Here is a 12,309-nt window from a genome sequence, read left to right as displayed (position 1 = left end):
GGAGCAACAACCTGACCACGGACAAAAGCCTAAAACACGAAATCTACTTACCAACATTTATTTCAATGGCACATTCCCCCATCGGCACATTGACACATTCCCTCATTGGCACATTGGCACATTCTCCCATTGGCACATTCTCTCATTCCCCACATAACCCCTATTTTTGTATTCATGAACAGAAAAATCCATACCGTAGACGACGCCAAACGAAAACTGGAACATTTCTGTGCCTACCAGGAGCGCTGTCACAAGGAGGTGACCGAAAAGCTCAGGGCAATGGGAATGATACCTGTTGCCGTAGATGCCGTGGTAGTACACCTTATAGAAAACGGATTTCTCAACGAGGAGCGTTTTGCCCGGAGTTTTGTCAGGGGAAAGTTCCGGGTGAAAAAGTGGGGAAAGCAGCGTATCGTGCGGGAGCTGAAATTCCGCGACATATCGCAGTCCAATATAAAGCTTGCCCTGGAGGAAATAGAGGACGCGGATTACCTGCGTGCTTTTGATGAACTGGCCGCTAAAAAATGGTTACAGCTGAGGCATTCCACACCCGGAAATACGGCGAAGGATATAAGCCGGTGCAGGAAGAAACTCGCCGACTACCTGCTTTACAGGGGGTGGGAGAGCCACCTGGTATACGACAGATTATACGAGCTTTCCTGAACCTCAGATCTCCATGCCCAGCTCCCTGTGGGTGCGGACCACGGCCTGTTCGTTCTTGTAGTCGATCCACGCCTGTCCTTTCCGTTTGCGCATGAAGTTGTCGTAGTGGCGCATGATAAGCACATTATATGCCGCTTTTACAAGGTTGGCGGGGTTTCGCGGAAAAGAGCGAAGGCTCATGGAAAACCCGGGAGTTACATACTTCATGTAATGCCAGTAGCCTTCGGGCATATAAAGCATCTGGCCGTGTTCGAGGTTGGCGATATAGCCCCTCGCTTTTTTAAGAGCCGGCCATTTCTCATAATCCGGATGGTCGAAATCAATATCTTCCCTCGAAATCAGGGCATGGGGTATCTTGTACATGTATTTTGTCTGGTCGGGAGGGAGGATAACACACTGCTTGCGCCCGTGAAAATGGAAGTGGAGTATATTGGAATAATCGATGTCGAAATGCATGAATACCTTGCTGTTCTCCCCGCCGAAAAACAACATGGGAAGCTGTTTTACCAGCCGTAGCCCGATGTCAGGCCACTGAAAATCCTCCTGCAGGGAAGGTACTTCCTTCATCAGGTTGTAGAGAAAGATCCTGTAATTGGTAGGCTCCGATTCCAGCAGCCTGATATAGTCGTGCATTCTCATCCTGGCATGCGGCTCGTTAAAGCCGTCTTCATGAGTCACCGGACGGTCGTCATAGAGCGGTACCATGCGGTCGCCGGCAATGCGGTTTATATAGTCCAGGTGCCATTTGTCATAGGCCCCCCAGTCCCGGGTGAGCTCTTCGATAACCACCGGTTTCTGGGGCTTTACATACCGGGAAACAAAATCCTCCCTGGAAATGGTCTTAACGCGAGGGATTTCCTGTAGCTGCATATAAAATATGTTGGAAATGAAACACGCAAAGTTAACGAATTGTTTCAGAATTGTTTGTAAAAAATAAGGATTCGTGCGTTTTATGAGCTTTTGTACGGGGGTATAATCTGTAATTGACACGTAAGAAGAAACGCGTTTAGGGACCACCGCGTTGGCGTCTGACGGGTTTTCCGGGGAATACTGATTTTTACAAAGGCCCCGTGTATTGATCAAAACTATGTCCTATTGTCAGAAACTGTTGAAAGACAAGGATACTTGTCGTACTTTTGCATAAAAAGAACGAGATGACCATAAGAGATATCCAGGAAGAAATTGTAGCCGAGTTTTCCATGTTCGACGACTGGATGCAGCGTTATGAATACATGATAGAGCTCGGCAAGTCTCTCCCGCTTATCGAAGAAAAATACAAGACCGACGACAACCTGATCAAGGGATGCCAGAGCAAGGTATGGGTCCATGCAGAGCTCAGGGGGGATAAACTGTGTTTTACGGCCGATAGCGACGCCATCATCACCAAGGGTATCATCGCCATCCTGGTCCGTGCTTTCTCAGGCCAGCCCCCCAGGGATATTATTGAGGCCGATACGGCTTTTATCGACGAAATAGGGCTTAAGGAACACCTGTCTCCCACGAGGGCCAACGGCCTCGTGAATATGATAAAACAGCTTAAAATGTATGCCATTGCATATCAGACCCAGCTGGATTAGTGACGAACCGGTACAATAAATTTTAAATTGAGAAAGATCATGGAAGAAACCACTATAGATACCGCAGACCTGGGAGAAAAGATCGTAAGGGTGCTGAAAACCATTTACGACCCGGAGATACCGGTCGACATATACGAACTGGGACTTATATACGACGTATTTGTCAATGAGGAATACGACGTCAGGATACTGATGACCCTTACCACGCCCAATTGCCCTGTGGCAGAAACCCTTCCGGTAGAGGTAGAGGAGAAGATAAAATCTATCGACGGATTAAAGGATGTGGAAGTAGAGATCACCTTCGACCCGCCCTGGAGCCAGGACCTTATGAGTGAGGAGGCTAAACTGGAGCTGGGGTTGTTGTAGGTTAAGTTATTAGGTTAATAGGTTATTTGGTTATTAAGTAATGCCTGAATCCCCCAATAACTTAATAACCGGTCAACGTTCCCCCAGAGGGGGCATAACACATGGAATATGCCGGAAGAAATTGTCAATCGCATAGCACAGAGTAAATTGAAAACCGTAGACCCGGGGGATTACTATCTTCCCGGGCAGAGAATACATCTCGATATCAGCCAATGGCTTTACGAAGGGATCATTCTCAGGGAGAAGGAGTTCAGGACTGCGCTCCGGGAACACGACTGGAACAGCTATGAGGGAGCGTATGTGGCGCTTTCCTGTACTACCGATGCCATAATTCCCGGGTGGGCATTCATGCTGGTGGCGGCTTATCTCGGACCGGTATGCCGGAAAGTGGTTGTGGGCGACATGGAATTGCTGGAAACCGAAATATACCGCGATGCCCTGCAACAGGTGAATTTCGAAGACTACCGTGACCTTCCCGTTATCGTCAAGGGATGCGCAGACAAACCTGTTCCCCGAAACGCTTATATCATGCTGGTTTCGGCACTTCAGAAAGTGGCAAAAAGCGTGATGTACGGAGAGGCTTGCTCTTCCGTTCCGTTATTTAAACGGTAAAAAGACGCACTTTATCGACAGTTTCGTTAAAAATCTTCTTATTTTTGTGAGAGTAACCGGGCCGGATTACGTTTGAGGGCTCAAAAACTAAAATATAGGAAGATGAAAAAAATTGTATTAGCGCTTACCCTTGTTCTGGGGGTTACGATGGCAAATGCACAAGTATTAAGTGAAGATCAATTTAACCAGGAAAGGGATACGACACGTCCTGAAGGATGGGTCAGGGCCGGGACCATTACGTTCCTCATCAACCAGTCTGCCTTTTCCAACTGGCTGGCAGGGGGAGAGAACAATGTCGCCGGAAATATCGGCCTGAACTACGACTTCAATTATACCAGGGGCGACTGGACCTGGGACAACAAGATCATAGCCAGTTATGGCCTTACGAAGATCAAGGACCAGAACACCCGAAAGACCGACGACCGGCTGGAGCTGAACTCCCTGGTAGGTAAAAGGGCGACCGGTTACTGGAGCTATTCGTTCTTTGCAAATTTCAGGACACAGTTTACCGACGGTTATGATTATGATAAACCAGATTATAAAGATAATCCCACTTCCGGATTCTTTAAACCGGCATACCTGACCTTCGGTCCCGGTATGTTGTGGAAAAAGAGTGATAACCTGAAATTCAACCTGGCCCCGGTGACCTCTAAAATGACCTTCCTCAGCGGAGAGGTGTTTACTTATGATAAAGGTACGGAGACATTTGTGTCCAGCGACGATGTGGAGACTTTCGGGATAGATCCGGGAGACAGCATGCGTTACGAACTGGGGTTCTATGCTTCGGGATACTACAAGTTTGAGCTGATGCCCAACGTATCGGCAGAAAATATCCTGAGCCTGTATTCCAACTATCTCGAGGATGCCCAGAACGTAGACCTGGATTACACCCTGAACCTCGTGATGAAGATCAACGATTACCTCTCTACGAACCTCACCTTCCAGATCAGGGAGGTCTTCGGACTCGGCGTAAACTTCGGATTCTAAACAGAACCTGACCGAAGGAAACAATATTAAAAAGCCTGCCGGAACTTTTGTGTTCCGGCAGGCTTTTTTTGTCATTCCGACTCCGCTGCGCTTTGCTACCCATGACGTATCTATCGCAAGTTCCTCCATTTCAAAAACTCCCCTCTTCGTCTGAAGGGAGGAATTTTCTGTAGGTTTATCAAATTTGATCTATGAAGACAAAAACGTTATCTCCATTGATGCGGTTGCTCAAACTATAAACCTGCAAGCACCCCCGTCACAGATCTCCTTCGATGTGTTCCGGGTAGAGGAAGTTGTTGTACGGAAAACGGGTAATGTGTATTTTCCTGACTTCCTCGTATACCTTTTTCCGGAATTCTTCCATGTTTTCCCTGTTGATGGCGGAGATAAACAGGGCCTGCCCGTTTACGCGGTTCATCCAGGTGCGTTTCCACTCTTCTATGGTAAAGTGTTTCCCGGTCTTTTCGGTGACGAGGTCGTCGTCGTCGATATGTTCCGCTTCATACCGGTCTATCTTGTTAAAGACCATTATGGTGGGCTTGTCGGCAGTATCTATTTCTGCGAGTATCTTGTTTACCGAAGCGATGTGTTCCTCGAAGTTGGGGTGGGAAATATCCACCACGTGCAATAGCAGGTCGGCTTCCCTGACCTCGTCGAGCGTACTTTTGAACGACTCTACCAGCTGTGTGGGCAGTTTCCTGATAAACCCCACCGTATCGCTCAGCAGAAAAGGAAGATTGCCGATCACCACTTTCCGCACCGTAGTGTCGAGAGTGGCGAAAAGCTTGTTTTCGGCAAATACGTCGCTTTTGCTGATTACGTTCATCAGGGTCGATTTTCCCACATTGGTGTATCCCACCAGTGCCACCCGTACCAGGGCGCCGCGGTTACTGCGCTGTGTGGCCATTTGCCGGTCTATGGTTTCCAGTTTTTTCTTCAGCAGGGCTATGCGGTCTCTTACGATACGCCTGTCGGTCTCGATCTCCGTTTCCCCGGGACCGCGCATCCCTATACCCCCCCGCTGACGTTCGAGGTGCGTCCACAACCCGGCCAGCCTGGGCAGCAGGTATTCGTACTGGGCCAGCTCCACCTGCGTGCGGGCGTAGGAAGTCTGCGCCCGCTGGGCAAAAATATCGAGTATAAGGCTCGTACGGTCCAGGATCTTGCACTTCAGTATCTTTTCGATATTCTTCTGCTGGGCAGGGGTAAGCTCGTCGTCAAAAATCACCGTACCTACTTCCTCCTCCTTTACAAAGTGGGCTACCTCCTCCATCTTTCCGCTCCCGATAAAGGTCTTCGGGTTGGGGGTGTCTACCTTTTGTGTAAAGCGTTTTACCACCTCACCCCCGGCGGTATAGCTGAGAAATTCGAGTTCATCGAGGTATTCGTCAGACTTTTCTTCATCCTGCTCCCGGTTTACGATACCGATAAGCACTACTTTTTCATAATCCAGGGTCTTTTTTTCAAGCATATGGTCAAAATAATCAGTAACAATTTTATTCCGAAGCCCTTCAGACATTGTGTTCAGGTCTGTTTCCGGGGATAACGGAATGTATTTGTGAGGTTTAACAGAGTACAAAGGTACATAATTCTGTGTCGTCTGCTACCGGATTTAGCGGTAAACAGGCCGCCTGTCCCGGAAAAGCCTGGAAATTCGTATTTCCGGTGGTTTGGTTTTTTAGTTCTTAGTTGTTAGTCAAATTGTTGGTTCGTAGTTTCCAAATGTCATTCAGAACAGCTTGTCCCGAGCATCGGGGGAGCGCATCGGAGGGAATCTCCATCCCGGCCCAAAGGAATTTTAACAGCATAACGGAAGCACCGGAGATTTCTCTCCCGACCAGGAACCGGGACAGGGACTATCGTCGGAATGACAACTCCCGACTCCCGGCTTCCAGCCATTTCGTGATTTGCAGACTGGCGACCGGTTTAAAATTTATTCCTGTCCGTTCATTTTTCCGGGAGGGTTATAATTACTATTTTTAACTTCTTATAATACCGTCTGTTTCATGTTTTTTAAAAGAAAACCACCAACCCGGCGCTATACGATCGGGTTTTACAATCTTGAGAACCTTTTTGATACCCGGAATGATCCGCGAACGCTGGATGATGATTTTACTCCCGACGGGGTGCTGCACTGGACCCCGAAACGGTACCGGAACAAGCTTTACAAGCTCGGGAAGGCCATAGCCCATACGGGAAGGGAAACAAGCCGCCGGTCGCCGGTAATCATGGGGCTGGCGGAAGTGGAAAACCGAATGGTGCTCGGGGAGCTGCTGAAATCAAAACACCTGTCGGACAAGGGATATGAGATCGTGCATTACGATTCTCCCGATGAGAGGGGAATAGATACGGCTCTTATATACCGGCAGAAATATTTTGAGGTACTCGATCAGGAAGCAGTGCCCCTGATAGTGAATAGTGTAAACGGTATGCGTGATTATACGCGTGACATTCTTCACGTGACGGGCCTGCTCAACGGGGAGCGTATCCATGTGATCGTCAATCACTGGCCTTCCCGCCGGGAGGGAGAGGAAGATACGGCCTACAAGCGGGTGGCGGCTGCAGCCGGGGTACACCGTATCATGGACCGGGTAAGGGAAACGGAGGATGCTCCCCGTTTTATCATTATGGGCGATTTTAACGACAATCCCTTTTCGAAGAGTATCAGAGAGCACCTGCTGTCTCCCGATCTTTTTAATCCTATGGAGCTGCTGTTGTCGCACGACAAGGGAAGTGCGAGTTATAATTTTAAGTGGAATCTCTTCGACCAGATATTGTTTTCCCGTGATTTTATGGTAACGGAGGCCGGAAAACACAGCTATGTGGAGGCAAACATTTTTAACGACCGCTTTCTGACCGAATGGACCGGCCGTTTTAAGGGCAACCCTTTTCGTACCTATGCGGGAAGGAGGTACCTGGGCGGGTACAGCGATCATTTTCCGGTGTATATACAGCTGGAGTTAAATATGTAGGATATTTTCAGGGAATACCGGAAGCGTTTGCGGGGTCAGGATTTAAGCATAATGAGCGACTCACGTATATAGGTTTCCAGGTCTGAGGTGGCACCCTGTGCAGATTTCTGATGCCCGAGGCGGACAATAATCAGGTCGTCTTCGGGAATCACAATGACATACTGCCCGAGATGTCCCTGCAGGTAGAACACCTCTTTTCCCTCGTAAGAGCTCAGCCACAGGCCGTATCCGTACATGGGGGCATCTGCAAAACGGGGGCGTACGGAGCGGGCGGCAAAATCCGGGTCGAGCAGTTGCTGCGAATTCCATTTTCCGCCGTCTTTGTAAAGCTTTCCGAAACGGGCAAAATCCCTGGCATTGGAGGCAATACAGCAGTAGGCTTTTTCCATACCGTATTCTTCGCTGTCCAGCTGCCATAAGGCATCGCTTACGGCTCCCATGGGCTTCCAGAACTTTTCAGACAGGTAATCGCTCAGGTGCATTCCGGTAGCCTTTTCCAGTACCATGGCCAGCAACTGGGTGTTTCCGCTGAGGTATTTGAACGATTGCCCCGGTTTTTCCACTATCCTGAGTTTTAGCATGACCTTTCGCAGGTCGTCGTCAAAATATGCCCTGGTGGTTATGGAAAAGGGACTGTAATACGATTCGTCCCAGTTGAGCCCGCTGCTCATCGAAGAGAGGTCGCCCACTGTAAGCTGTGCGGCAAGCCCCTCGGAAAACTCGGGAAGGAAATCGCCTACGGGTTGTTCCAGGCTTTCTATCTTACCCTCCATAATGGCCTTTCCCAGCATGGCGGAGACCAGGGTCTTGGCCATGGAAAAGGAATTGCTTCGGGTGGTCCTGTCGTAATCTTCGTAATATTTTTCAAACCATACACTGTCGTTTTTAATGATAAGAAAGGCAACGGTACCCCATTTGCTGTTGTGATCTTCCAGGGTCGGGGTGGCGGCTGCGCTGTTATACCCGGAGTGAACCGGCCAGGGTTGCGGGGTGCCGCCGGAGATCACCCGGTTGTCAGACATTGTGTAATCGTCCAGATAGGCCGTGGTATGGCCGGTGCCATAGGTGTTGATTGCTGCTTTTAACAGGTAATCGTAGTTAAAGAGGTATAATCCCCCGATAAATAGTACGAGGATGATAAAGAACCATTTGAAAAAGGATTTGAGGAATGCCATGAAGTTCGTGTTTTTGTGTGAGGTCCCGTAGTGATAAAGTTTAAAAAAGAGATTCCTGCCTGAAAGGCGATTCGTGTTCCAGCAGCCATTTTTTACGCCATAACCCGCCGGCATACCCGGTGAGGCTTCCGTCCTGGCCGATGACCCTGTGACAAGGAATAACAATCCACAGGGGGTTCCTGCCATTGGCGGAGGCAGCAGCTCTTATGCTTTTTACATCGCCGAGCCTTTTGGCCAGGTCGAGGTAGGAAATGGTCCTGCCATATGGAATTCTGAGAAGTTCATCCCATACCCTTTTCTGAAAACCCGTGCCCTGCGGGTTCAGTTTCAGCCGGAAATCTTTTCTTTTGCCCTTGAAATATTCTTCCAGCTGCTGTACGCAGGGCAGCAGTTCTTCCGGAATATCGGAGGTGATTGTTGCGGCTATGTCTTCTTTTAGTACATGTACCTGGGAGATCCCGTTGTGGTCTCCCGATACCTGGGCCATACCCAACGGGGTTTTTACGATTGCGGTTTTCACAGTTCGTCGGTGTTGTCATTAATAATGCCCAGTCTTTTGGCGCGCAGCTGCCAGTTGCGCCGTGCCAGTACCTGCAGGTCTTCCACATTGTCGCTTTCGTCTACGATCTCAAGCCCCAGCAGGGTCTCGATAACGTCTTCCATGGTCACCAGCCCGCTCACCGCCCCGTATTCGTCAACAACCAGGGCAATATGTTCCTTCCGGACGATAAAACTTTCGAACAGGTCCGGTATGGGCATACCTCTCTGAACGATCCTGATATCGCGGCGGATATCGGAGAGCTTCCGGTTTCCGTGGCCTTCTATGATCTCTTCCATCACCTCGTCTTTCAGGATAAAACCGGTCACATTGTCCGGATTGTCCCTGTATATGGGGATTCTGGAAAAACGGAGTTTCGGGTTGTTCCTGAAGAATTCTTCGATCGTGAGGTCTTCGGAAGCCGTTTTGATCACTACCCGGGGGGTCATGATGTCTTTGGCATGTACTTCGCCGAATTGCAGCAGGTTTTTGATGACCTTGCTCTCACCCTGATCGAATACGCCCTCTTTTTCCGCAATGTCTGCCATGGCGGTAAAGTCTTCACGGCTGAACACCGATCCGTGTGACTGCGACCCGCCGATGAGTTTGGTGGTCAGGCGTAGCATCCAGAGTATCCCGGTGTACTGCAGGGGAAATATCATTACGGTAAGTGCTCCGGTAGTAAAGCCTGCCAGCTGTTTCCAGTAGGTGGCTCCTATGGTTTTCGGAATGATCTCCGAGACAATAAGGATCAGGGCCGTCATTACTGCCGAAACGATCCCCACGGCGTTGTTGCCGCTTCCGTAGAGTTTTTCGGCCTGCACCCCTACCAGGATGGCCCCTACGGTGTGTGCTATGGTGTTTATGGTGAGTATGGTGACCAATGGCTTGTCGACGTCGTTCTTCAGTGCTTCGAGACCGTGCGCATAACTTTTGCCTTCCTGTTGCTTGAGGGTTATAAAAGTAGGGGAAATACTGAGCAGTACCGCTTCCAGAACAGAGCACAGAAAGGACAGGAGGATGGAAATAAGGGCATACGTTATTAATAAGGCCATTGCGGTTAATGAGTTTGTAATTGCTAATTTAATGAAATGAACTCATTTAAGCTTTTTTGATGATCACATTTTAGAACGATATACGATATTCATAAATGATCATCTCCCCACATTCCCACATTATCAAATTATCAAATTATCACATTATCAAATTGACACATTATCAAATTGACACATTAACCCCAAATGGTCCGGAAAAAAAGAGGCGGACCAGAAGGCCCGCCCCATTCACACAAAAAACAGAAATCATCCTATCGGAAAATTTCCGTGTTGATCTGCCTGGACCATTTTTCGGCCTGGTGCAGGATCACCTCGGCTTCCAGGGGATTTTCGTAATTATCGTCAAAAAGTGTTATCCTGAAAGGTTTGCCCTTTTCCCTGTGTTGAAATACGAGGGTTACATTGTTGAGCACGGCCTTTGTACCTTCTCCCTTTTCCCAGGATTTCTGTATGTTACAGCCCTTGTAGTCACCGAGATCGGAAATACCGGGGTCATTTTTCTTAGTGTCGTAGGTCAGCAGTTTATTACTGCCGGGGTCTGATACGAATATATAGTGACCTATATAGGCCTTGTTCTCACTTTTTATGCCGTTTTCGTTACATAGGGTATCGATATGCCTGTCGAGTTTTTTCTTTCCCGATTTCTGTTTGAAAATAATATACAGTATGGGAGCCATAAAAACGGCCAGGAAAAGCAGTCCCATTTCCAGCGATATAAAATCCATTGCTTAAATTTTTAATGTCGTTTCAGAGCGCCGACCTGTATGACAAACAACAGGACAGCGTGTTCCGTACGACGGATAGTTTGTTTCTCATTATTAAGACAGGGCAATAACTCCCGGGAACACGTGGTACGGGAGTTCAGCCGGTACTGAAGCAAACAGGGGGTCAATAAAAGAAATGGAAAGGAAAGATCAGTTGTGCCATCTGGCGTTTCAGGTCTGCCGTTTTTGGCGGACAGTCCGGAATGCCTGGAGCTGCAAGGAGTCCGGGCAGGTTGATGCCAACCGGTAAAAGTATGGGTAAACCGTGGGGAAGGAGCTTTATTTCGCCCGAGAAAAAACCCTGGGAGGTTTCTTCTTCCCACATGAATCCCGGAAAAACGGAAGCCTGTGCAATGTTCAGGCAGGTATTTTCGCCGGAAGATTTATGCGCAGACCGCACCTTTACACCGTAGTGAGAGGGGCCGGAAACGGACACTATCCACAACAGTGCAAGGAAAATGGAAACCCGTATTTTATAGCGTTGTTTTTCCACGGCACAAAATTACTGCTAAAAACGGGAATCCCGGGGGCAAAAACCGGTTAAATCCGGATTTTTTCCGGGAAACCCTGTAATATACCGGTTCTGCCTATTCCTGTAGCAGGCGGACGGCATCTCTTGCAAAATAGGAAGCGATGATATCGGCACCGGCCCGCTTGATGGCGGTGAGCTGTTCCAGAACTACCGCGTCGTGGTCTATCCAGCCTTTTTCTGAGGCGGCCTTGATCATGGCGTATTCGCCGCTCACCTGGTAAACTGCGAGGGGGATGTCGAACTCATTTTTGATATCACGTACAATATCCAGGTAACAGAGCCCGGGCTTTACCATTACGATATCAGCGCCTTCGTCGATATCGAGATCGGTTTCCCTGAGGGCTTCGATACGGTTGCCGTAATCCATCTGGTATGTTTTTTTGTCTTTGGGAATCCCTTTCTGATCCACAGGAGCAGAATCCAGGGCATCCCGGAAGGGACCGTAGAAAGCCGAAGCGTACTTGGCGCTGTAACTCATGATGCCGGTGTCGGTAAACCCTTCTTCTTCAAAGGCCTCGCGAATGGCCAGGATACGGCCGTCCATCATGTCGCTGGGCGCTACGAAGTCGGCCCCGGCACGGGCGTGGGAGAGGCTCATCTCCACCAGCACGTCTACGGAAGCATCATTGAGTATCCTGCCGTTTTCCACAATCCCGTCGTGACCGTAGGACGAATAGGGGTCCATGGCCACATCGGTCATCACCAGCATTCCGGGAACGGCATTCTTAACGGTCCTGACGGCGCGCTGCATCAGCCCGTCGGGGTTAAAGGCCTCCGTTCCCCGGTTGTCTTTCAGGGTGTCCGGTACCTTTACAAAAAGCAGTACGGCGCGGAGCCCTGTTTTATACAGTTCCCTGACCTCTTTTTCCAGGAGGTCCAGGCTGTAGCGGTAGTATCCCGGCATGGATGCGATCTCTTCCTTCAGCTGTTTTCCTTCCGTTACAAAAAGGGGCACCAGGAAGTCGTCGGGGGTAAGTGCCGTTTCCCTTACCAGCCGCCGGATGGCACTGTTCTGCCTCAGTCTTCGGTTTCTTCTCAATGGATACATAATATATTGTTTTTTAGTAA

Annotated in this window: 14 protein-coding genes; 6 read left to right on the top strand and 8 right to left on the bottom strand. The window is 49.2% G+C overall.

The window, feature by feature from the left end; all coding sequences use genetic code 11:
* Positions 1-174 precede the first annotated feature (174 nt).
* A complete protein-coding gene (locus DN748_RS14480) occupies positions 175-663 on the top strand; it encodes a regulatory protein RecX (RefSeq protein ID WP_112372537.1) in 489 nt (162 codons plus the stop codon).
* A gap of 3 nt (positions 664-666) precedes the next feature.
* On the opposite strand, the gene DN748_RS14475 is transcribed toward DN748_RS14480, so the two are convergent.
* Positions 667-1,533, bottom strand: coding sequence for a cupin-like domain-containing protein (locus tag DN748_RS14475; protein ID WP_201741487.1), 867 nt, complete (start codon positions 1,531-1,533; stop codon positions 667-669).
* A 284-nt stretch (positions 1,534-1,817) separates the two neighbouring features.
* Between DN748_RS14475 and DN748_RS14470 the strand changes: the two genes are divergently transcribed.
* From DN748_RS14470 to DN748_RS14455, 4 genes are all read left to right on the top strand, one after another.
* On the top strand, positions 1,818-2,240 hold the full coding sequence (locus DN748_RS14470) for a SufE family protein (RefSeq protein ID WP_112372536.1): 423 nt from the start codon (positions 1,818-1,820) through the stop codon (positions 2,238-2,240).
* 39 nt (positions 2,241-2,279) lie between these two features.
* Positions 2,280-2,606, top strand: a complete 327-nt coding sequence (locus DN748_RS14465; RefSeq protein WP_112372535.1) for an SUF system Fe-S cluster assembly protein — start codon at positions 2,280-2,282, stop codon at positions 2,604-2,606.
* 108 nt (positions 2,607-2,714) lie between these two features.
* The gene (locus tag DN748_RS14460; protein WP_112372534.1) at positions 2,715-3,218 is read left to right on the top strand and encodes a DUF2480 family protein; all 504 of its coding nucleotides are present in this window, start codon (positions 2,715-2,717) and stop codon (positions 3,216-3,218) included.
* A gap of 102 nt (positions 3,219-3,320) precedes the next feature.
* Positions 3,321-4,205: a DUF3078 domain-containing protein gene (locus DN748_RS14455; protein WP_112372533.1), complete on the top strand. Its 885-nt coding sequence runs from the start codon at positions 3,321-3,323 to the stop codon at positions 4,203-4,205.
* Positions 4,206-4,461: 256 nt separating this feature from the next.
* Here DN748_RS14455 and hflX read toward each other — a convergent pair whose 3' ends face one another.
* The gene (gene hflX / locus DN748_RS14450) at positions 4,462-5,676 is read right to left on the bottom strand and encodes a GTPase HflX (RefSeq protein WP_112372549.1); all 1,215 of its coding nucleotides are present in this window, start codon (positions 5,674-5,676) and stop codon (positions 4,462-4,464) included.
* 535 nt (positions 5,677-6,211) lie between these two features.
* Between hflX and DN748_RS14445 the strand changes: the two genes are divergently transcribed.
* Positions 6,212-7,177 carry an endonuclease/exonuclease/phosphatase family protein gene (locus DN748_RS14445; RefSeq protein WP_112372532.1) on the top strand — a complete coding sequence of 322 codons (966 nt, stop codon included), beginning with the start codon at positions 6,212-6,214 and terminating at the stop codon, positions 7,175-7,177.
* Between the two features lie 35 nt (positions 7,178-7,212).
* Here DN748_RS14445 and DN748_RS14440 read toward each other — a convergent pair whose 3' ends face one another.
* The 6 genes from DN748_RS14440 to hemB form a co-directional block, all read right to left on the bottom strand.
* Complete coding sequence (locus DN748_RS14440; RefSeq protein ID WP_112372531.1) at positions 7,213-8,352, bottom strand: serine hydrolase domain-containing protein; 1,140 nt, start codon at positions 8,350-8,352, stop codon at positions 7,213-7,215.
* Positions 8,353-8,392: 40 nt separating this feature from the next.
* On the bottom strand, positions 8,393-8,872 hold the full coding sequence (locus tag DN748_RS14435; protein WP_112372530.1) for a methylated-DNA--[protein]-cysteine S-methyltransferase: 480 nt from the start codon (positions 8,870-8,872) through the stop codon (positions 8,393-8,395).
* Entirely contained in the window at positions 8,869-9,945 is a 1,077-nt protein-coding gene (locus DN748_RS14430; RefSeq protein WP_112372529.1) for a CNNM domain-containing protein, read from the bottom strand. The genes DN748_RS14435 and DN748_RS14430 overlap by 4 nt, the downstream gene beginning before the upstream one ends.
* A 251-nt stretch (positions 9,946-10,196) precedes the next feature.
* Entirely contained in the window at positions 10,197-10,670 is a 474-nt protein-coding gene (locus tag DN748_RS14425) for a hypothetical protein (protein WP_112372528.1), read from the bottom strand.
* Between the two features lie 163 nt (positions 10,671-10,833).
* Positions 10,834-11,202, bottom strand: a complete 369-nt coding sequence (locus DN748_RS14420; protein WP_146746623.1) for a hypothetical protein — start codon at positions 11,200-11,202, stop codon at positions 10,834-10,836.
* Between the two features lie 94 nt (positions 11,203-11,296).
* Positions 11,297-12,289 (bottom strand): porphobilinogen synthase, encoded by a 993-nt coding sequence (gene hemB, locus DN748_RS14415; protein ID WP_112372526.1) that lies wholly within the window; start codon positions 12,287-12,289, stop codon positions 11,297-11,299.
* Positions 12,290-12,309 lie beyond the last annotated feature (20 nt).

Source organism: Sinomicrobium soli (genome assembly GCF_003285545.1).
Classification (GTDB): domain Bacteria; phylum Bacteroidota; class Bacteroidia; order Flavobacteriales; family Flavobacteriaceae; genus Sinomicrobium.
The sequence above is the reverse complement of the archived record's forward strand: the minus strand, read 5'-3'. Positions and strand labels throughout refer to the sequence as shown.

Excerpts from the sequence above, each read along its gene's own strand:
- DN748_RS14480 (WP_112372537.1), top strand. The coding sequence starts at position 175 with ATGAACAGAAAAATCCATACCGTAGACGACGCCAAACGAAAACTGGAA.
- DN748_RS14475 (WP_201741487.1), bottom strand. The coding sequence starts at position 1,533 with ATGCAGCTACAGGAAATCCCTCGCGTTAAGACCATTTCCAGGGAGGAT.
- DN748_RS14470 (WP_112372536.1), top strand. The coding sequence starts at position 1,818 with ATGACCATAAGAGATATCCAGGAAGAAATTGTAGCCGAGTTTTCCATG.
- DN748_RS14465 (WP_112372535.1), top strand. The coding sequence starts at position 2,280 with ATGGAAGAAACCACTATAGATACCGCAGACCTGGGAGAAAAGATCGTA.
- DN748_RS14460 (WP_112372534.1), top strand. The coding sequence starts at position 2,715 with ATGCCGGAAGAAATTGTCAATCGCATAGCACAGAGTAAATTGAAAACC.
- DN748_RS14455 (WP_112372533.1), top strand. The coding sequence starts at position 3,321 with ATGAAAAAAATTGTATTAGCGCTTACCCTTGTTCTGGGGGTTACGATG.
- hflX (WP_112372549.1), bottom strand. The coding sequence starts at position 5,676 with ATGCTTGAAAAAAAGACCCTGGATTATGAAAAAGTAGTGCTTATCGGT.
- DN748_RS14445 (WP_112372532.1), top strand. The coding sequence starts at position 6,212 with ATGTTTTTTAAAAGAAAACCACCAACCCGGCGCTATACGATCGGGTTT.
- DN748_RS14440 (WP_112372531.1), bottom strand. The coding sequence starts at position 8,352 with ATGGCATTCCTCAAATCCTTTTTCAAATGGTTCTTTATCATCCTCGTA.
- DN748_RS14430 (WP_112372529.1), bottom strand. The coding sequence starts at position 9,945 with ATGGCCTTATTAATAACGTATGCCCTTATTTCCATCCTCCTGTCCTTT.
- DN748_RS14425 (WP_112372528.1), bottom strand. The coding sequence starts at position 10,670 with ATGGATTTTATATCGCTGGAAATGGGACTGCTTTTCCTGGCCGTTTTT.
- hemB (WP_112372526.1), bottom strand. The coding sequence starts at position 12,289 with ATGTATCCATTGAGAAGAAACCGAAGACTGAGGCAGAACAGTGCCATC.